The sequence below is a fragment of the Enterobacter sp. 342 genome, assembly GCF_036663495.1.
In the GTDB taxonomy this organism is placed as follows: Bacteria; Pseudomonadota; Gammaproteobacteria; order Enterobacterales; family Enterobacteriaceae; genus Enterobacter.
In genome coordinates this window covers 80,028-98,513 of sequence record NZ_JAWUEI010000008.1, presented here as the reverse complement: position 1 = coordinate 98,513, position 18,486 = coordinate 80,028, and the positions used below count along the sequence as shown (strand labels likewise).

20 protein-coding genes are annotated in these 18,486 nt (G+C 58.3%); 14 read left to right on the top strand and 6 right to left on the bottom strand.

Annotated elements, in window-relative coordinates:
* Positions 1-5 precede the first annotated feature (5 nt).
* The 14 genes from V6E55_RS08855 to acpT are packed head-to-tail and all read left to right on the top strand — an operon-like array spanning position 6 to position 12,303.
* Entirely contained in the window at positions 6-257 is a 252-nt protein-coding gene (locus V6E55_RS08855; RefSeq protein ID WP_114979322.1) for an acyl carrier protein, read from the top strand.
* Positions 229-828 carry a hypothetical protein gene (locus V6E55_RS08850; protein WP_236919891.1) on the top strand — a complete coding sequence of 200 codons (600 nt, stop codon included), beginning with the start codon at positions 229-231 and terminating at the stop codon, positions 826-828. The genes V6E55_RS08855 and V6E55_RS08850 overlap by 29 nt, the downstream gene beginning before the upstream one ends.
* Positions 821-2,170 carry an AMP-binding protein gene (locus V6E55_RS08845; RefSeq protein ID WP_316942627.1) on the top strand — a complete coding sequence of 450 codons (1,350 nt, stop codon included), beginning with the start codon at positions 821-823 and terminating at the stop codon, positions 2,168-2,170. Before V6E55_RS08850 ends, V6E55_RS08845 begins: the two co-directional genes overlap by 8 nt.
* The gene (locus tag V6E55_RS08840) at positions 2,157-2,510 is read left to right on the top strand and encodes an ApeI family dehydratase (RefSeq protein WP_316942626.1); all 354 of its coding nucleotides are present in this window, start codon (positions 2,157-2,159) and stop codon (positions 2,508-2,510) included. The genes V6E55_RS08845 and V6E55_RS08840 overlap by 14 nt, the downstream gene beginning before the upstream one ends.
* Complete coding sequence (locus tag V6E55_RS08835) at positions 2,501-4,192, top strand: glycosyltransferase family 2 protein (protein ID WP_316942625.1); 1,692 nt, start codon at positions 2,501-2,503, stop codon at positions 4,190-4,192. Before V6E55_RS08840 ends, V6E55_RS08835 begins: the two co-directional genes overlap by 10 nt.
* A gap of 3 nt (positions 4,193-4,195) precedes the next feature.
* Positions 4,196-4,618 carry an acyl-CoA thioesterase gene (locus tag V6E55_RS08830; protein ID WP_114979317.1) on the top strand — a complete coding sequence of 141 codons (423 nt, stop codon included), beginning with the start codon at positions 4,196-4,198 and terminating at the stop codon, positions 4,616-4,618.
* On the top strand, positions 4,615-5,220 hold the full coding sequence (locus V6E55_RS08825; RefSeq protein WP_129994815.1) for a LolA family protein: 606 nt from the start codon (positions 4,615-4,617) through the stop codon (positions 5,218-5,220). Before V6E55_RS08830 ends, V6E55_RS08825 begins: the two co-directional genes overlap by 4 nt.
* Positions 5,189-7,510, top strand: coding sequence for an MMPL family transporter (locus V6E55_RS08820; RefSeq protein WP_316942624.1), 2,322 nt, complete (start codon positions 5,189-5,191; stop codon positions 7,508-7,510). Before V6E55_RS08825 ends, V6E55_RS08820 begins: the two co-directional genes overlap by 32 nt.
* On the top strand, positions 7,510-8,088 hold the full coding sequence (locus tag V6E55_RS08815; RefSeq protein ID WP_316942623.1) for a DUF3261 domain-containing protein: 579 nt from the start codon (positions 7,510-7,512) through the stop codon (positions 8,086-8,088). The genes V6E55_RS08820 and V6E55_RS08815 overlap by 1 nt, the downstream gene beginning before the upstream one ends.
* Position 8,089: 1 nt before the next feature.
* Positions 8,090-9,259, top strand: coding sequence for a beta-ketoacyl-[acyl-carrier-protein] synthase family protein (locus tag V6E55_RS08810; protein WP_316942622.1), 1,170 nt, complete (start codon positions 8,090-8,092; stop codon positions 9,257-9,259).
* Positions 9,256-9,729 (top strand): ApeP family dehydratase, encoded by a 474-nt coding sequence (locus V6E55_RS08805; protein ID WP_316942621.1) that lies wholly within the window; start codon positions 9,256-9,258, stop codon positions 9,727-9,729. The genes V6E55_RS08810 and V6E55_RS08805 overlap by 4 nt, the downstream gene beginning before the upstream one ends.
* A complete protein-coding gene (locus tag V6E55_RS08800; protein ID WP_316942620.1) occupies positions 9,726-10,457 on the top strand; it encodes a 3-ketoacyl-ACP reductase FabG2 in 732 nt (243 codons plus the stop codon). The genes V6E55_RS08805 and V6E55_RS08800 overlap by 4 nt, the downstream gene beginning before the upstream one ends.
* On the top strand, positions 10,454-11,683 hold the full coding sequence (locus V6E55_RS08795; RefSeq protein WP_316942619.1) for a beta-ketoacyl-ACP synthase: 1,230 nt from the start codon (positions 10,454-10,456) through the stop codon (positions 11,681-11,683). The genes V6E55_RS08800 and V6E55_RS08795 overlap by 4 nt, the downstream gene beginning before the upstream one ends.
* A gap of 2 nt (positions 11,684-11,685) precedes the next feature.
* The gene (gene acpT / locus V6E55_RS08790; protein ID WP_316942618.1) at positions 11,686-12,303 is read left to right on the top strand and encodes a 4'-phosphopantetheinyl transferase AcpT; all 618 of its coding nucleotides are present in this window, start codon (positions 11,686-11,688) and stop codon (positions 12,301-12,303) included.
* Here acpT and arnF read toward each other — a convergent pair.
* From arnF to arnC, 6 genes are read right to left on the bottom strand one after another with little or no spacing between them, the layout of a single operon-like run.
* Positions 12,236-12,640 (bottom strand): 4-amino-4-deoxy-L-arabinose-phosphoundecaprenol flippase subunit ArnF, encoded by a 405-nt coding sequence (gene arnF, locus V6E55_RS08785; RefSeq protein WP_316942617.1) that lies wholly within the window; start codon positions 12,638-12,640, stop codon positions 12,236-12,238. The two genes, acpT and arnF, sit on opposite strands and share 68 nt — an antisense overlap.
* A complete protein-coding gene (gene arnE / locus V6E55_RS08780; RefSeq protein WP_410493442.1) occupies positions 12,637-12,972 on the bottom strand; it encodes a 4-amino-4-deoxy-L-arabinose-phosphoundecaprenol flippase subunit ArnE in 336 nt (111 codons plus the stop codon). The genes arnF and arnE overlap by 4 nt, the downstream gene beginning before the upstream one ends.
* On the bottom strand, positions 12,972-14,627 hold the full coding sequence (arnT, locus tag V6E55_RS08775; protein ID WP_316942615.1) for a lipid IV(A) 4-amino-4-deoxy-L-arabinosyltransferase: 1,656 nt from the start codon (positions 14,625-14,627) through the stop codon (positions 12,972-12,974). Before arnT ends, arnE begins: the two co-directional genes overlap by 1 nt.
* Positions 14,624-15,526: a 4-deoxy-4-formamido-L-arabinose-phosphoundecaprenol deformylase gene (gene arnD, locus V6E55_RS08770; RefSeq protein ID WP_316942614.1), complete on the bottom strand. Its 903-nt coding sequence runs from the start codon at positions 15,524-15,526 to the stop codon at positions 14,624-14,626. The genes arnT and arnD overlap by 4 nt, the downstream gene beginning before the upstream one ends.
* On the bottom strand, positions 15,523-17,505 hold the full coding sequence (arnA, locus tag V6E55_RS08765) for a bifunctional UDP-4-amino-4-deoxy-L-arabinose formyltransferase/UDP-glucuronic acid oxidase ArnA (protein WP_114979304.1): 1,983 nt from the start codon (positions 17,503-17,505) through the stop codon (positions 15,523-15,525). Before arnA ends, arnD begins: the two co-directional genes overlap by 4 nt.
* On the bottom strand, positions 17,502-18,485 hold the full coding sequence (gene arnC / locus V6E55_RS08760; protein WP_114979303.1) for an undecaprenyl-phosphate 4-deoxy-4-formamido-L-arabinose transferase: 984 nt from the start codon (positions 18,483-18,485) through the stop codon (positions 17,502-17,504). The genes arnA and arnC overlap by 4 nt, the downstream gene beginning before the upstream one ends.
* Position 18,486: the final 1 nt, after the last annotated feature.

The window sequence follows — 18,486 nt, the reverse complement described above, 5'->3', positions numbered from 1 at the left end:
CCGCTATGACAGAACAAGAAACGATTTATCAGGAAGTCTCTGCGCTTCTTATTAAACTTTTTGAACTCGACCCTGAGATCATTACACCGCAAGCCCGGCTTTACGAAGACCTGGATCTCGACAGCATTGATGCCGTGGATATGGTGGTTAACCTGCAGAAGAAGACGGGTCATAAAATTAAACCTGAAACCTTCAAAGCGGTGCGTACCGTTCAGGACATCGTCGACGTTGTGGAACAACTCCAGCGCGACGCCTGACGTGCCTGCCATTCCATTCATCCCGATACTGACGGGTCTGATGCTGCTGGCATGGCCATTTTTGATTGGCTACGGCCTTGCAAGCCACAATCTGCAGTGGATATTGCCCCTGATGGTTCTGGTGTTGCTGCTGCGTGTCTGGCAGGTGCGCCAGCATCGCGGTCCTTTGCGCTACGTGATCCTGAGTGTGGCACTGGCCGGGGTGGTGCTGTGCGTGGCGAGCGCGCTTTTGCACGCTCACCAGTGGGTGCTGTTTTATCCGGTGGTCGTCAATCTGGTGATGCTGGTGGTATTTGGGAGTTCGCTGTGGACAACCATGCCGATGGTAGAACGGCTGGCGCGGATACGGGAACCCAACTTGTCTCCTGCCGGAGTTCGTTACACGCGCAAGGTGACTAAAGTCTGGTGCGGTTTTTTTATTGGCAACGGGGCTGTCGCGCTGTTTACCGTGCTGTACGCCGACATGCGCCTATGGACGCTGTGGAACGGGATAATTGCCTACATCCTGATGGGCACGTTGATGGCGTGTGAATGGCTGGTGCGACAACGGGTAATTAAACACGATGTATAAACCGCTTCCTCTTAGCCAGTGGCTAAATGCCCCGCGTCCTGATGATACGCCGATCGCCTGGCTTGACGACCGTATCTGGACGCTCGGCGAGCTGCGCCACGATGTCACGCAACTGGTCGACATACTGCGTCAGGAAGAGGGTGAGCGCTGGGCGCTCTGTTTTGATAACGGCTATCTTTTTATCGTCGCCCTGCTGGCGGCGCTGCATGCAGGAAAAATCCCCGTGCTTCCCGGGCACAGCCGGGCGGCACAGCTTAACGAACAGCGGTCCCTGTTCAGTGGCGTCCTGAGCGACACAACGCTCGATTTTTCGGGGCGACAGCAGTTGCTCACTTCCACAGTGCCGACTAGCAACGACTTTTCCCCCTTGCCTGCCATTGACGATACGCGCGTGATCGAGCTTTACACTTCTGGCTCTACTGGTGCGCCGCAGCGAGTCATTAAGCCTGTTATCAGTCTGGATCGTGAAACCCGTTTACTTGCTGACCGGTTTGGCGAACGATTGACAGGCTGTCGCGTCGTGGCTTCCGTGGTGTTGCATCATCTGTATGGCCTGACGTTTCGTGTCGTCTTACCCATGGCGCTCGGTCTGCCGGTGCATGCCAGCCTGCTCAACTATGCCGAGCAACTCTCAGCCCTTCCCCACGACAAACGCTATCTTTTCATCAGCAGCCCGGCATTCCTCAAGCGGCTGGATACGGCCCTGACGCCTCCTCCCGTTGCCCTGCTTTTCTCCGCAGGTGGCGTACTGCCCTGGCGGGATATCACTGCGTTTCAGGGCTGGCTGAATATCTGGCTTGATGAAATCTACGGCAGCACCGAAACGGGCGTTATGGCCTGGCGTCACCGTCAGGATGAGACGACACTCTGGCAGCCGTTCCCCGGTGTGACGTTCCACGGCGATCGTGTGACGTCGCCGCTGATCCACGAGGCGGAGGGAATAGTGCTGGATGATATCCTGCATTTCGCGGCTGACGGACAGTTCAACATCGTCGGACGCCGTGGTCGGGTGGTCAAAATTGAAGATAAACGAATTTCGCTCGATGAGATTGAACAGCGATTGCTGGCGCTGGACGGCATCTGCGACGCCGCCGCGCTGGTAGTGATGCGCGGGGGACGCCAGAGTATTGGCGTGCTGCTGGTGCTCAATGACGCGGCGCGTTTGCACAGAGATAACGTGGGTAAAAATGCCCAGGAATCAGCCTGGCGTCGCGCCCTTCGTCCCTGCCTTGAGCCGGTTGCCGTGCCTCGCTACTGGCGGATCGTTGATGAAATCCCGGTCAACAGCATGAACAAGCGTGTGACTGCGCAGCTACAGGAGTTATTTCATGAAGATCCATGAAATCGAACGCCACCAGACGCATCCGGAGCATCTGGAGATAACGCTCTATCTGGATCCTGACCTTCTCTGGTTTAAGGGACATTTTGCCATCCAGCCGCTGCTCCCTGGCGTGGCACAACTCGACTGGGTAATGCATTACGCCATCACCCTGATGGCTCCAGGCTACCGTTTTCACAGCATTCAGAATGTGAAGTTTGCGGCCCCACTGTTGCCAGACAACACAGTGACGCTGGTCCTTGACTGGCACCCTGCCCGTGAGATGCTCAGCTTCAGCTACCAGCGCCATGCGGGCAGTGAGCGCCATACCGCCAGCAGCGGGAAGATTCGCCTATGTCAGTAACCTTCCGCCCCTGCGTGTTGATCCCCTGCTACAACCACGGTGCGATGATGGCAACGGTGCTCGCACGACTGGCACCGTTTAACCTCCCGTGCCTGGTGGTGGACGACGGCAGTGAAGAGCATACGCGTCGTACGCTTGCGTACTTAGCGGAGCAGCATCCTCAGGTCACGTTACTACACCTGGCAAAAAACAGCGGCAAAGGCGCGGCGGTGATGGCGGGACTGAAAGCCTGCGCAGAGCGCGGCTTCACCCATGCGATCCAGGTGGATGCCGACGGTCAGCACGCCATTGAAGATATCCCCCGCTTTCTGGCGCTGGCGCAACGTCATCCTGATGCACTGATTTCCGGTCAACCTGTTTACGATGACTCAATTCCACGCGCGCGTCTCTACGGACGCTGGGTAACCCACGTCTGGGTCTGGATTGAAACCCTGTCCCTGCAACTGAAAGACAGCATGTGCGGCTTTCGGGTCTACCCGGTTGCGCCGGTGATGCAGCTTGCCGCGCGTACCCCGCTCGGCAAGCGAATGGACTTTGATACCGAAGTAATGGTCCGCCTCTACTGGCAGGGCACGCCCAGCTATTTTCTGCCCACCCGCGTCACCTATCCGCCAGACGGTGTCTCTCACTTCGATGCGCTAAATGACAACGTGCGCATCTCGCTGATGCATACCCGCCTGTTCCTGGGAATGTTACCGCGCATCCCTTCCCTGCTGATGCGCCGTAGGCCGCAGCACTGGGCGCAACAGCAGGAAGTCAAAGGGCTGTGGGGAATGCGCCTGATGTTACGCGTCTGGCAGTTACTTGGGCGCAAGGCCTTCACCCTCCTGCTGTGGCCGGTCACAGCCGTTTACTGGCTTACCGCCCGTTCGGCGCGTCAGGCGTCGCGGCAATGGCTGAGGCGGGTTAAGCAGGTCATGGCACAGCGACAGATCTCTCAGCCCCCCCGGCTGCACAGCTTTTTTCACTTCCTGCGTTTTGGTCATGCCATGCTGAACAAAGTGGCGAGCTGGCGCGGCGAGATGCACCTTCATCGCGATCTGGTGTTTGCGCCGGGGGCCAGCGAGGCGCTGGGGCTGGATGACCCTCAGGGTAAATTGCTGCTGGCCTCGCATCTTGGCGATGTGGAAGCCTGCCGCGCGCTGGCGCAGCGTGAAGGAGGGAAAACCATCAACGCCCTGGTCTTTAGCGATAACGCCCAACGCTTTAAGCAGATCATGGAAGAGATGGCTCCACAGGCGGGTATTCACCTGATGCCCGTCACCGACATCGGCCCTGAGACCGCTATTCTGATCAAAGAAAAACTGGATCGCGGCGAATGGGTGGCCATCGTGGGCGATCGTATCGCCGTCACGCCGCAGCGCGGCGGCAACTGGCGTGTGATCTGGAGCGATTTTATGGGCCAGCCCGCACCGTTTCCGCAGGGGCCGTTTATCCTGGCCTCCATTCTGCGTTGTCCGGTGGTGCTGATTTTTGCCCTCAGCCAGCAGGGAAAGCTGACCCTGCACTGCGAACCGTTTGCCGACCCGCTGCTGTTACCGCGCGCTGAGCGCCAGCAGGCGCTGCAACACACCGTCGATCGCTACGTCCGGCGGCTGGAGCATTACGCCTTACTGTCGCCGCTCGACTGGTTTAATTTTTTCGATTTCTGGCAACTGCCCGAGATCACCGAGAAGGAGTAAAGGGTGCTGACCGATCCCCGCTTTACGACGGAAGTCGAGATGACCATCCCGTTCCACGACGTCGATATGATGGGCGTGGTCTGGCACGGCAACTATTTCCGCTACTTTGAGATCGCCCGCGAGGCGCTGCTCAATCAGTTTGATTATGGCTATCGCCAGATGAAGGCCTCCGGCTATGTCTGGCCGGTTGTCGATACGCGGGTGAAATATCGCGATGCGGTGACGTTTGAGCAACGCATCCGGGTCCGGGCGCACATTGAAGAGTATGAAAACCGCCTGCGTATTGCCTATCAAATCTTCGACGCGCAGACCGGTAAACGCACCACCACCGGTTACACCATCCAGGTAGCAGTCGACGAGGCCACCCGCGAAATGTGCTTTGTCAGCCCGGCGATATTGTTTGAACGTATGGGAGTAACGCCATGAAATGGTTGCCTTTACTGGCGTTGATCTTCAGCCCGCTGGTCAGTGCCGTAACGCTGGATGAGCTGCAGCAGCGTTTCACAGAACAACCTGTGGTGCGCGCGCACTTCGAACAGGTTCGCACGATCAAAGATATGCCGCAGCCGCTGCGTTCGCAGGGCGAAATGGTGATCGCCCGTGACAACGGCCTGTTGTGGGATCAAAAAGCCCCGTTTCCGATGACGCTGCTGCTGGATGACAAACGGATGGTGCAGACCATCAACGGCCAACCGCCACAGACCATTACCGCCGACAATAACCCGCAGATGTTCCAGTTCAACCACCTGCTGCGGGCGTTATTCCAGGCCGATCGTAAGGTGCTGGAAGAAAATTTCCGCATTGATTTTAAAGACCTGGGGGAAGGGCGCTGGTCTCTGGTGTTGACCCCCACAACAACACCGCTGGACACCATTTTCGCTACCCTCGATTTGGGCGGTGCAACGTATCTGGAGTCTATTCGTCTCAACGACAAACAGGGCGACCGCACGGATATCACCCTCTCTAATCACCGACTGACACCCGCCAGCCTGACCGATGACGAACGCCAACGCTTTGCCGCACCGTAAATCGCTGCGCCCGGCACTGCTGTGGACCACGGTATGCCTGATCCTGCTGGGTCTGCTGGTGTCGCTGCTGCCCGGCGCGCGCCTGAACAGCAGCGTGCTGGCCATGTTGCCGACACAGACGCTGGGAGCCGTTCCTCCGGCGCTCAACGACGGGTTTATGCAGCGGCTCGACCGTCAGCTTGTCTGGCTGGTCAGCCCCGGCAAAAAACCCGATCCGCGCGTTGCACAGCAGTGGCTGACGCTGCTGCAAAGCAGCGGAGCGCTGAGCGAGGTCAAAGGGCCAATGGACGCCGCCGGACAAAAAGCCTGGGGTGAGTTTTTCTGGCAGCATCGCAACGGGCTGATTGACCCCGCTACCCGCGCCCGCCTGCAAAACGGCGGTGAAGCACAGGCGCAGTGGGTTTTATCCCAGCTCTACTCGGCCTTTTCCGGCGTGAGCGGCAAAGAGCTGCAAAGCGATCCGTTGATGCTGATGCGCGGCGCGCAGCTCGCGCTGGCGCAAAACAGCCAGAAGCTGCGTCTGATGGACGGCTGGCTGGTGACGCGGGATGAAGCCGGAAACTACTGGTATCTGCTGCATGGCGAGCTGGCGGGTTCCTCCTTTGATATGCAGCAAACCCACCGGCTGGTCACCACCCTGAACGCACTACAGGCGACGCTGAAAACACATTATCCACAGGCACAGCAGCTGTCTCGCGGCACGGTGTTTTACAGCGATTACGCCAGCCAGCAGGCCAAACGGGATATCTCCACGCTGGGTGTGGCCACCCTTCTGGGCGTGTTCCTGTTGATAGTGGCGACGTTCCGCTCCCTGCGTCCGTTGCTACTATGCGCGATCTCCATTGCCATCGGAGCGCTGGCAGGCACGGTCGCCACCCTGCTGCTGTTTGGCGAACTGCATCTGATGACGCTGGTGATGAGCATGAGCATCATCGGTATTTCGGCAGATTACACCCTCTACTACCTGACCGAACGGCTGGTACACGGTGGCGAAAATTCACCGTGGCAAAGCCTGGATAAAGTACGTAATGCCCTGCTGCTGGCGCTTCTGACAACCGTCGTGGCATACCTGATTATGATGCTGGCCCCCTTCCCCGGGATCCGCCAGATGGCGCTGTTTGCTGCCGTGGGGCTGAGCGCCTCCTGTCTGACGGTGATATTCTGGCACCCCTGGCTGTGCCGTGGGTTGCCGGTCCGCCCGGTTCCGGCCAGGAGAGTGATGTCGCGCTGGCTGACCGCCTGGCGACGTAAAAAAACGCTCGCTGTTGGCCTGCCTGTCACGCTGGCGCTCCTTTCCGCTGTCGGGATTGCTACTCTGAAGGTGGACGACGATATCACCCAGTTGCAGGCGCTGCCGAAAACGCTTCTGGCGCAGGAGAAAACCATCACCGCCCTGACCGGCCAGCGCGTCGATCAGAAGTGGTTTGTGGTTTACGGCGCGTCAGCCCAGCAAACGCTGGAGCGGCTGGAGGCCTTTACCCCGGCGCTGACTCAGGCGCAAAAAGCGGGTGAGCTTGCCAGTTGGCGAACCCTGCCACTCAACTCAATGAAGCGTCAAAAAAGCGATCTTGCGCTCCTGCACAACGCTGCACCTGCGGTAACGAACGGGCTGCGCAGCGCGGGCCTTAACACCGTATCACCGAATCTGGCGGCGATGCCTGTCAGCGTGGAGGCCTGGCTTGCCAGCCCGGCCAGTGAAGGCTGGCGTCTGCTCTGGCTGACCCTGCCAGACGGCGAAAGCGGCGTGCTCGTCCCGGTGGATGGCGTCAAAAACAGCGCGGCACTGAGTGAACTGGCTGCACAGCATAAAGGCGTCGTCTGGGTCGATCGCAAGGCCAGTTTTGACAACCTGTTTGCCCTCTACCGCACGCTGCTGACGGGGCTACTGTGCGTGGCGCTGGCGGTGATCGCCTGCGGCGCGATGATCCGTCTTGGCTGGCGCCAGGGACTTATCAGCCTGGTGCCATCGGTGCTGTCGCTCAGCTGCGGGCTGGCGGCACTGGCCGTCGTCGGGCACTCCGTCAATCTGTTTTCACTGCTGGCGCTGGTGCTGGTACTCGGCATTGGCATCAACTACACGCTGTTTTTCAGCAACCCGCGCGGTACGCCGCTAACGTCGATGCTGGCCATCACCCTGGCGATGATGACCACGCTGCTGACGCTGGGCATGCTGGTATTCAGCGCGACGCAGGCCATCAGTAGCTTTGGGATTGTACTGGTAAGCGGTATTTTTACCGCCTTCCTGCTGGCCCCGCTGGCGATGCCGGTCAAGAACGAGAGAAAACGATAATGAACGCTTTTTACCGCGCCGCCGCGCTGGCAGCGACGCTGCTACTGGCAGGCTGCAGCCATTCAACCGATACTGAAGGGAATCGCCCGCAGGCCTGGCTTCAGCCTGGCACTCAGGTGACGCTGCCACCGCCGGGCATTACGCCGGCCATCCGTTCTCAGCAGTTGCTGACCGGTCGTTTTAACGGCCAGACCCAGTCGCTGCTGGTTCTGCTGGACGCCGACGGGCAAAAAGTGACGCTGGCCGGGCTCTCCTCAGTAGGGATCCGCCTGTTCCTCGCAACCTATGATGGCACCGGGATCCACACCGAGCAGTCAGTCGTGATGCCGCAGCTGCCGCCCACCAGCCAGGTACTGGCAGATGTGATGCTCAGCCACTGGCCACTCAGCGCCTGGCAGCCTCAGTTGCCGAAAGGCTGGACGCTAAAGGATACTGGAACCCGACGCGAACTGCGTAACCCCGACGGCAAGCTGGTGACAGAGATTGTCTACCTGCAACGCAAAGGTAAGCGTGAGCCGATCAGCATTGAGCAGCACGTCTTTAAATACCACATCACCATTCAATATCTGGGTGACTGAGATGATTTACATTTCCGCTGTTGGCATGGTCAACGCGCTGGGCAACTCAGCCGATGAGATCGCGGCAAACCTGAACGCCGGGGTTGCGCCGGGTATGCGTCATCGCGCCGGATGGCTGCAAGGGTTACCCGATGCCATGCTGGGTGGCGTAGAGGGTGAACTACCGCCGATACCGGATAACATGTCAGCACATCGCAGCCGTAACAATCAGCTGTTGTTAGCTGCGCTGGCACAGATTCTGCCTGCCGTCGAGGCAGCCATTGCGCGCGTGGGTCGCGACCGCGTGGCGGTGGTGCTTGGCACCAGCACCTCGGGGCTGGATGAAGGCGATGAGTACGTGCGCCTCTCCCTGAACGGCGAGCGCAGCCCGCAATGGCAGTATCCGCAGCAGGAGCTGGGCGACCCCTCTCGCTTCCTGGCCAACTGGCTGCAACTGGATGGCCCGGCATATACCATTTCGACCGCATGCTCCTCCAGCGCCCGGGCGATCATCAGCGGACAGCGTCTGATCGATGCCGGACTGGTGGACGTGGCTATTGTTGGTGGTGCAGATAGTTTAAGCCGGATGCCGGTCAACGGCTTTAACAGCCTTGAATCGCTCTCGCCGACGCAGTGCGAACCGTTTGGCCGCGACCGCCGGGGGATCACCATCGGTGAAGCGGCGGCACTCATGGTACTGACCCGCGAACCGGATCAAGTTGCGCTGCTGGGGGCGGGAGAATCGAGCGATGCTTACCATATCTCTGCCCCACATCCCGAGGGGGAAGGCGCTATTCGCGCGATTACCCAGGCACTGAACGAGGCGGGAATGACGGCAGATGACGTGGGCTATATTAATTTGCACGGCACCGCCACCCCCCTCAACGATCGCATTGAGGCACACGTGATTAACGCCCTCTTTGGCGACCGGGTACCGTGCAGTTCTACCAAACACCTCACCGGCCATACGCTTGGCGCAGCCGGGATCACCGAAGCCACATTAAGCTGGCTGATCCTGACTCGTGATCTGCCGCTGCCACCGCAGGATTTTTCCCGCTACGCGCCGGACGACACGCTGCCGCCTTGCGGTTTACTGCATCAGAGTGCGCCGCTAAAAAAACCGGTGATTTTATCGAACTCATTCGCCTTTGGCGGTAACAATGCCAGCCTTCTGCTGGGGAGAGTGTCATGAGTTATTTATCCCCCAGTGACTACCTGCCTCACGACGCGCCGATGATGCTGCTGGAGCGCGTTGAGCGTGTCACCGACAGCAGCGCGGTGTGCAGCGTCACGGTCGACGGGCACGGTGTGCTTGCTCCGTTCCTGAACGCTGACGGCGATCTGCCTGGCTGGTTTGCGCTGGAACTGATGGCCCAGACTGTGGGCGTCTGGTCTGAATGGCACCGTCTGCAAAAAGGCTTGCCCCACAGCGCGCTGGGCATGGTGTTGGGTGCGCGCGAGCTGGTATGCAGCGCAGGGCGCTTTACCGCAGGCACCACGTTAACCATCACCATCGAACGCCTGATGCAGGATGAACGCTTTGGTAGCTTTGAATGCATTATCCAGACAGATAACGCCCCTCTTGCCACGGGCCGCGTAAATACCTTCCAGCCCAGCGAGGACGAACTCACCTCACTTTTCACTCAGGGAGCTCCATCATGACGCGTTCCGTACTGGTTACCGGTGCCAGCAAAGGCATTGGCCGCGCAATCGCCTGTCAGCTTGCGGCTGACGGTTTCACCGTGGGCGTGCATTATCATCGTGATGCTGACGGCGCTCAGGAGACGCTGGATGCGATTGTTCAGGCCGGCGGCACAGGCCGTTTACTGATGTTTGACGTGGGTAATCGCGAGCAGTGCCGCGAGGTTCTGGAACAGGAAATCAGTACGTTTGGTGCATGGTATGGCGTGGTCAGTAATGCCGGGATCGCCCGCGATGGCGCATTTCCGGCGCTCAGCGAAGAGGACTGGGACAGTGTCATCCACACCAACCTCGACAGTTTTTATAACGTCATTCATCCCTGCATTATGCCGATGATAAGCACCCGCAAAGGCGGGCGAATTATCACCCTGTCGTCCGTGTCAGGCGTGATGGGCAATCGTGGACAGGTGAACTACAGTGCCGCCAAAGCCGGTATTATCGGCGCCACCAAAGCGCTGGCCATTGAACTGGCAAAGCGCAAAATTACCGTTAACTGTATCGCGCCAGGGCTGATTGATACCGGCATGATCGAGATGGAAGAGGCTGCGCTGAAAGAGGCAATGTCCATGATCCCGATGCAGCGCATGGGACAGGCCGACGAGGTGGCCGGTCTGGCGAGTTATCTGATGTCGGACCGGGCAGGCTATGTGACACGCCAGGTGATCTCGATCAACGGGGGGATGTTATGACACGTCGGGTGGTGATCACAGGAATGGGGGGCGTGACCGCCTTTGGCGAGGACTGGCCGACCATTTCACAGCGTCTGCTTGGCTACGAAAATGCTGTACGCACCATGACGGAGTGGCAAGAGTATGCCGGTCTGCAAACGCTGCTGGCCGCCCCCATCGAGGATTTCACCCTCCCGGCACACTATACCCGCAAGCGCATTCGAGCCATGGGCCGCGTGTCGTTGCTCTCCACCCGCGCCACCGAACTGGCGCTTGAGCAGGCGGGCTTGCTCGATGACGCGGTACTGACGCAGGGGCAAACCGGCATCGCCTATGGTTCATCCACGGGCAGTACAGGACCGGTCAGCGACTTCGCCTCCATGCTGATGGAAAAACACACCAATAACATTACCGGCACCACCTATGTGCAAATGATGCCACACACCACCGCGGTCAATACCGGCCTGTTCTTTGGGTTACGTGGCCGCGTAATCCCGACGTCGAGTGCCTGTACTTCCGGCAGTCAGGCCATCGGTTACGCCTGGGAAGCCATTCGCCACGGCTATCAGACCGTCATGGTCGCCGGGGGTGCCGAGGAGCTTTGTCCGTCAGAAGCGGCGGTATTTGATACGCTGTTCGCCACCAGCCAGCGCAACGACGCGCCGAAAACCACGCCGTCACCCTTCGATACAGAGCGCGATGGTCTGGTCATTGGTGAAGGTGCTGGCACGCTGATTCTGGAAGAGCTGGAGCACGCCAAAGCGCGCGGGGCGACCATCTACGGTGAGATCGTGGGCTTTGCCACCAACTGCGATGCGGCGCACATCACCCAACCACAGCGTGAAACCATGCAGATTTGCATGGAGCAATCGCTGGCGATGGCAGGTTTACGCGCAGCGGACATTGGGTATATTTCTGCGCACGGTACCGCCACCGATCGCGGTGATATCGCCGAAAGCCAGGCCACTGCTGCCATCTTTGACGACAGTGTCCCCATCTCCTCACTGAAGAGCTATTTTGGCCACACGTTAGGTGCGTGTGGTGCGCTGGAAGCGTGGATGAGTGTGCAGATGATGCGTGAAGGCTGGTTTGCCCCAACGCTCAATTTAACGCAGCCGGATGAGCAATGCGGTGCTTTAGATTATATTATGGGAGAGGCCCGTCAGATTGACTGCGAGTATCTGCAAAGCAATAACTTCGCATTTGGCGGCATCAATACCTCTATCATCATCAAACGCTGGGCGTAACTATGTACCAGTTTATACTGGGAAAAATCTCCACCCTTAGCGCGGACCCGCTGGCGTCAACGCTCGCAGATATGGCACCTCAGGGTGCGAGACACCGTTCCTGGCTGGCTGGCAGGACGCTGCTCGCCCGGGCATTGTCCCCTTCTCGACTGCCTGACATTGTGTACGGCGAACAGGGAAAACCCGCCTTTGCAAAAGACCATCGGCTCTGGTTTAACCTGAGTCATAGCGGGGACGACATCGCCCTGCTGGTGAGCGATGAAGGCGAAGTGGGCTGTGATATCGAAGTGATACGCCCGCGCGAGAACTGGCAGGCACTGGCGAACGCCGTTTTCAGCGTGGCGGAACATGCGGAGCTGGAGCGCGAAGCGCCGGAGGCAAAGCTACCGGCGTTCTGGGGGATCTGGACGCGAAAAGAGGCGATTGTGAAGCAGCGAGGCGGCAGTGCCTGGCAAATTGTCAGTATCGACAGCACCTCACAGAGCCACTCAGTGAGCCAGCTTCAGTTTGGCTCGCTCAGTCTCGCCGTCTGCACCCCCACCCCGTTTACCCTTACTCCCGGGGTGATTTTGTACCACGAGACGTGCGGGGCAGAAATATCACCAGCACGCCGAGAATAATAAACCCCACCCCCACCAGCCCGTGCCAGGAGAAACGTTCCCCCCAGCCTGGCAACAGGATTGCAGCGCCCCACACCAGAATATAACTGAGACTCAGCAAGGCATACGCTTTGCTGAGCGCCATACGATGTAAGGCCAGATACCAGCAGCCCATAGAGGCTACATACCCCGTTAACCCCAGCAGCAGCGCACCGGTACCGGATGAGAAGTGCCACAGGGCAGAAATTAACGCCAGGACATCACTGACAGGGGGAAGCGCCTGCATGGCGCTTCGCAGCAGCAGCTGCGCGGCGCTGACTAACAGTACGCTGCATAAGGCCCAGAACGTCCCTTTCACAGGCTTCCTCCCAGCACAATAATGCCAATGATGATAAACCCGACCCCCAGCCAGTGATGCGAAGCAACGTTCTCACGCCAGACGGTCTTCGCCGCCAACGTCACCCAGACAAAATTGAGGCTTAACATAGGGTAAGCAATGCCCACAGGCAGACGTTGTAAGACCACCAGCCAGACCAGCATCCCGCAGCCCAGTGCCAACAGGGCCAGGCCAAGCCACAGCGCGATATGTACACCACGCCGCCCGACTTTCGCCGGACGGGTGGCTTGCTTCTGGCAAAGCTGCCCCGCGCAGCTGAGCAAGCTTGCCAGTATCAGCCAGAGCCAGGTCATCACTTCGGTAGATACTGAAGGTAGGCCAGACGACCCTGGATATACAGGCTATCCGGTTCTGGCAAATTAGCCCGCTTAAGATCGTCGCGTTTTGACAGCAGAATCACCAGCGATATACGCCCCTGCTGGCGATGTTCCGCCAGCCACCCGTCGAAATCAGATTTACCGACAAAACGGTCTTTCGCATCAAGGTAATCCAGGCCATAGCGCAGTTCGCCACTCTGACCAAACAGAATGATGTCATTACGCTTAAGCTCCCACGCCAGGCCAGAGGCCACACCGACGTTATTGGCCAGCACAAACCGGCTTTCCTGCAGCGGTTCGCGCACGGTGTCGACCAGCGATTGCGGCTGTTTGGAATCCACCACCAGGTTAGGGATCGCATAACCAATCAGCAGCGCCAGACCCGCTGGACACAACGCTGCCAGCCACCAGCGTTGCTGGCTCTGCCTGAGAGTAAACCAGCCCACCACGGCCCAAATGAGGAACGCGACCACCGCGCAGAAGACTTTATACAGTTCTACCGACGTCCAGACCGGGTGTTTAGAGAGCCCCCACGGCGAGACGACCAGAGCGGCCACCACGCCGATGGCACCAAACGCCAGGTTGATCCCCCCGTTAATGCGCAGCACTCGGGCACTTTTCTCTGCCGCGAGGCAGGCATAGCGCGCCATCAGAATCGCCAGCGGGGCAAAACAAGGCAGGATATAGGTCGGGAGCTTGCCTTTGGCAATACTGAAGAACAGCAGCGGCATCACCACCCATCCCAGCAGATAGAATCCACCAGCCGTGTTTTGTCTGTCATTCCAGCCAAGACGGAACGCGCCTGGCAACAACGCTAACCACGGCAGACTACCCGCGACCAGGAATGGCAGGTAATACCAGAATGGCGCTTTGTGCTGGGCATCGCTCTGGGCAAAACGCTGAATATGCTCAACCCAGAAGAAGTAACGCCAGAAATCAGGTTCACGATGTGCAATCGCCAGTGCCCAGGGCAGAACGATAAGCACACAGCTCAGGATCGCCAGCCAGCCAAAAATCAGCACCTCTTTCCAGCGCTTCTGAGCGATGACCCACGGCAGCACGCCAATCACCGGTACTGCCAGCGCCAGGAAGCCTTTGGTCATCACTCCCATGCCGCAAGCCAGCCCAAGGAGCACGTACCCCCCTGCTTTTCCGGCTACGGTTTCAGCCTGAGAGGCCAGCCAGAAGCTGCACATCGCCGCCACCAGCCACAGGGTGATGATGGGATCCAGCACGGCATAAGTACCGATGCCGTAAACCAGGAACAGCGTCAGGAAGATAAGGCCGGAGAATATGGCAACGCGTTTATCCCGCCAGAGACGCCAGGCCATCCAGATGACCAGCAGCGCCGCAAACCCGGTGGAGAATATGGCCCCGGCACGCACGGCAAGGTTGGTATGCCCAAACAACAATTGCCCGATACTGTTGATCCAGTAGCCAGCAATCGGCTTTTCAAAGTAACGCAGCCCCAGGAAATGCGGGACAACCCAGTCTCCTGATGCCAGCATTTCGCGGCTGATTTCTGCATATCGCGTTTCATCAGGTTGCCACAGCAGGCGGATATCGACAGGGATGAGGTAGTAAACGATAAACAGTGCGAGAAGCGCTAAGCCATAACGGGCTGTTTTCATGGGACCGGACTCACGGTTTGTTGATAGCCAAGCCAGCCTTCCCGGCCAGCCATTTCATTACGTACTATTTTGCCCGCGGGCAGGACGCTGAGATCGTCTGGCAGCAGCTCACTCAACGGACAGAACTGAATTCCCTCCTGAGCAGCCATCGTCAGCAGTTCATCGAAATCATGCTGATACGCAATCCCTTCCACTTCTGCGTGGATGGTATACACCGGCGTACCGGTATCGCGATGCATGCGGTCCAGAATGTAGCGATTGAACTCCTCAGCCTTCACCTCGCGGCCAACCACTTCATCCCAGGTGGGAAGCGTGACCGGGATCTGCACCGTCCCGTAGCGATTTTCCCCTAACAGCGGTAAGAATGGCCCGGTACCGCGACAGTCGCTGTTGTAGCGGAATGCGAAGGATTCTTTGGCTTTCACAACACGTTGATCCGCACGCCATCCCGCCACGGCGGAACAACGCACAGGCTGGCAGGTAATGGCCTCCAGCTCCAGCATACCGCGCTCGACTTCACGGGTCAGGCGCGATATGTCCCAGACGCCAGCCCACGCTTGCCAGGCATGGTGATCCCAGGCATGCAGGCCGACCTCATGTTGCCGTGTCGCTTCACGGATAATCGCTTCATTACCCGCACCGATACGCCTGCCGGGCCATGCGGTCCCGGCCAGCAAAATATCCCAGCCATAGAGGGATGCTGCGCGTGAGCGCAGCATTTTGAACAGAAATGCCGGTTTAATCAGACGCCATAAATGGCGTCCCATGTTGTCAGGCCCCACGCTGAAGAAAATGCTGGAACGCACATCGTGCTTGCTCAGCAGTTCCAGCAGTTTGGGTACGCCGTCACGCGTCCCCCTGAAGGTGTCGACATCAATGCGTAAACCGACTTTTTTCATGAGTCCTGTTCCGAAAGCTCCACAGTGCGCAGGAAGAAATCGAGCGTCTCATCAATGGTCTGCTCCATCTTAACCGTTGGCGTCCAGTTCAGGCAGCGCTTCGCATTGCGAATGCTTGGCTTACGGTGCTCAACGTCCTGATACCCTTTGCCATAATAGCTGCTGCTTTCCACTTCACGGAAACCGGCAAACGGCGGGAATTTATGGCGCAGTGGATGGCGCTCAAAGCTTGCCAGCAGCATCTCTGCCAGTTCACGAATGCTCGCTTCGTTGTCCGGGTTACCGATGTTGATGATCTCACCGTTGCAGCGGTTATCTTTGTTTTCGATGATGCGGAACAGCGCTTCGATACCATCGCTAATATCAGTAAAGCAGCGTTTCTGTTTGCCACCTTCGATAAGCTTGATTGGGGAGCCCTCAACCAAGTTCAGGATCAGCTGCGTGATCGCACGTGAGCTACCGATGCGCGCCGCGTTCAGGTTATCCAGACGTGGACCCATCCAGTTAAACGGACGGAACAGGGTAAAGCGCAGGCCCTCTTTCTCACCGTAGGCCCAAATCACGCGGTCCAGCAGCTGTTTGGAGACAGAGTAGATCCAGCGCTGTTTGTTGATCGGCCCGACCACCAGATTGGAGGTGTCTTCATCGAAGTTTTTGTCGGTACACATGCCGTACACTTCAGAGGTAGACGGGAAGATGATGCGTTTGTCGTATTTTACGCAATCGCGGATGATCTTCAGGTTCTCTTCGAAGTCCAGCTCGAACACGCGCAGCGGGTTACGGGTGTACTCAATCGGCGTGGCAATGGCGACCAGCGGCAGCACCACGTCGCATTTTTTAATGTGATATTCGATCCATTCGGAATGGATGCTGATATCCCCTTCCACGAAGTGGAAACGCGGGTTATCAAGGAAACGGCTGATCGCATCAGAGCCGATATCCAGGCCATAGATTTCGTAGTTATCGTCCTTGAGCAGACGTTCAGTCAGGTGGTTACCGATAAAGCCGTTCACGCCGAGGATCAACACACGGGTGCGGCGTTTGATGGCAACAACTGGCGCACTGGTGATCAGCGCCCCTGTCACCAGACCTAAAGACTGTGCCAGTTGAGTACCCTGAACATACAGACCGTTATCGGTTTGTCCGGTAACGATCTCCAGAGCCTGCTCACCACAGCTCACGATCAGCGGGGAGACAGAAACAACGGTACCTGGTTTTGCCGCTGGAATGTCGTCGCGCACGCGGGATTTCCAGACGATAAATTTGCTGACACCCGCAAAGCTGTATGCACCCGGCCACGGGTCGGTTACCGCACGCACCAGGTTGTGCAGCTGGCGAGCGGGTTTGTTCCAGTCCAGACGACCATCTTCCGGCGCGCGGCGGCCAAAGGTGCTCGCTTTGCTCTCATCCTGTGCAGTTTCGCTGAAGGTGCCATTGAGGATGGTGGGAAGCGCATCACGCAGCAGTGTCTGCGCGGTTGCATTCAGTTTTTGATGCAACTGCAACGCCGTTTCGTCGGCATCAATAGCCACTTTCTGCTGTGCCACGATAGCGCCTGCATCCGCACGATGCACCATACGGTGCAAGGTCACGCCGGTTTCGGTTTCACCATTGACCAGAACCCAGTTCAGCGGCGCGCGACCACGGTAGGCCGGCAGCAAGGAGCCGTGAAGGTTGAATGCCCCTTTGGCGGCCAGACCTACGATCTCGTCGGAAAGCAGGTTACGGTAGTAGAACGAGAAAATAACATCAGGCGCGAGCGCGCGGATGCGATCCACCCACAGCGGGTGGTTTACATCGTCTGGCGCATAAACCGGAATACCACGCTCAGCGGCGATACGCGCTACAGAGCCGAAAAAGTTATTCTCTCCCGCCGTGTCCGGATGAGTAAAGATTGCAACAATGTCGTAGCCCGCTTCCAGCAGGGCCTGCGTGCCCGTGCACCCCATATCGTGATAGGCAAATACAACAGCTTTCATGGGTGTTTTTCCTCTTGAGATGCTTTGTGTTCCTGGCGGACAACACGTTGAATAAAGTAGCGCGGACGTGCGCGAACATCGTTATAAATACGGCCAATGTACTCACCCAGCAGACCCATCCCGACAAACTGGGCACCGATGAACATAAACAGCACGGCAAAGAGCATGAAGACCCCTTCTGCCGCCCACTGTGGGCCAAAAACCAGGCGCAGCACGACCAACAGCACGGACAGCGCAAACCCGGCCACGGCGATGATGCTGCCGAAAACGCTCAGCAGACGCAGCGGTGTGGTGGTCAGGCAGGTGATGAGGTCGTACATCAGGTTGATGAGGCGCATAAAGCTGTACTTCGACTCCCCATGCTCGCGCTCGGCATGCATAACCGGGATTTCCGTTGCCTTACGGGCAAAGGTATTAGCGAGGATCGGAATAAAGGTGCTGCGTTCATGACAATGAAGCATGGCGTCGACAATATGGCGGCGGTAGGCGCGCAGCATGCAGCCATAATCGCCCATCGCTTTACCGGTGGTGCGCTGGATAAGGCGGTTGATGGTGCGTGAGGCCAGCTTACGGAACATACTGTCCTGGCGGTTCTGACGCACTGTACCGACGACGTCATAACCCTCATCAGCTTTCGCCACCAGACGCGGGATCTCTTCCGGCGGATTTTGCAGGTCAGCGTCCAGGGTGATGATCAGATCGCCCGTGACATGGCTGAACCCGGCCATAATGGCGGAGTGCTGGCCGTAATTACGGTTGAGCAACACGGCAACAACATGGCTGCCCTCTGCCTGTGCGGCTTCGGTCAGCATCAGTGCGGAGTTATCGCTGCTGCCATCATCCACCAGCAGAATTTCATACGCTTTGCCCATGGTGTCGCAGGCGGCGGTTGTGCGGCGGATCAGTTCAGGCAGGCTCTCCTGCTCGTTATAAACGGGGATCACCACAGAAACTTTTTGTACAGGCGGTGCACTGAACATA

Bases quoted from the DNA above. Each gene is read 5' to 3' on its own strand.
- V6E55_RS08855 (WP_114979322.1), top strand. From the start codon at position 6: ATGACAGAACAAGAAACGATTTATCAGGAAGTCTCTGCGCTTCTTATT.
- V6E55_RS08845 (WP_316942627.1), top strand. From the start codon at position 821: ATGTATAAACCGCTTCCTCTTAGCCAGTGGCTAAATGCCCCGCGTCCT.
- V6E55_RS08840 (WP_316942626.1), top strand. From the start codon at position 2,157: ATGAAGATCCATGAAATCGAACGCCACCAGACGCATCCGGAGCATCTG.
- V6E55_RS08835 (WP_316942625.1), top strand. From the start codon at position 2,501: ATGTCAGTAACCTTCCGCCCCTGCGTGTTGATCCCCTGCTACAACCAC.
- V6E55_RS08825 (WP_129994815.1), top strand. From the start codon at position 4,615: ATGAAATGGTTGCCTTTACTGGCGTTGATCTTCAGCCCGCTGGTCAGT.
- V6E55_RS08820 (WP_316942624.1), top strand. From the start codon at position 5,189: ATGACGAACGCCAACGCTTTGCCGCACCGTAAATCGCTGCGCCCGGCA.
- V6E55_RS08815 (WP_316942623.1), top strand. From the start codon at position 7,510: ATGAACGCTTTTTACCGCGCCGCCGCGCTGGCAGCGACGCTGCTACTG.
- V6E55_RS08810 (WP_316942622.1), top strand. From the start codon at position 8,090: ATGATTTACATTTCCGCTGTTGGCATGGTCAACGCGCTGGGCAACTCA.
- V6E55_RS08805 (WP_316942621.1), top strand. From the start codon at position 9,256: ATGAGTTATTTATCCCCCAGTGACTACCTGCCTCACGACGCGCCGATG.
- V6E55_RS08800 (WP_316942620.1), top strand. From the start codon at position 9,726: ATGACGCGTTCCGTACTGGTTACCGGTGCCAGCAAAGGCATTGGCCGC.
- V6E55_RS08795 (WP_316942619.1), top strand. From the start codon at position 10,454: ATGACACGTCGGGTGGTGATCACAGGAATGGGGGGCGTGACCGCCTTT.
- acpT (WP_316942618.1), top strand. From the start codon at position 11,686: ATGTACCAGTTTATACTGGGAAAAATCTCCACCCTTAGCGCGGACCCG.
- arnE (WP_410493442.1), bottom strand. From the start codon at position 12,972: ATGACCTGGCTCTGGCTGATACTGGCAAGCTTGCTCAGCTGCGCGGGG.
- arnT (WP_316942615.1), bottom strand. From the start codon at position 14,627: ATGAAAACAGCCCGTTATGGCTTAGCGCTTCTCGCACTGTTTATCGTT.
- arnD (WP_316942614.1), bottom strand. From the start codon at position 15,526: ATGAAAAAAGTCGGTTTACGCATTGATGTCGACACCTTCAGGGGGACG.
- arnA (WP_114979304.1), bottom strand. From the start codon at position 17,505: ATGAAAGCTGTTGTATTTGCCTATCACGATATGGGGTGCACGGGCACG.
- arnC (WP_114979303.1), bottom strand. From the start codon at position 18,485: ATGTTCAGTGCACCGCCTGTACAAAAAGTTTCTGTGGTGATCCCCGTT.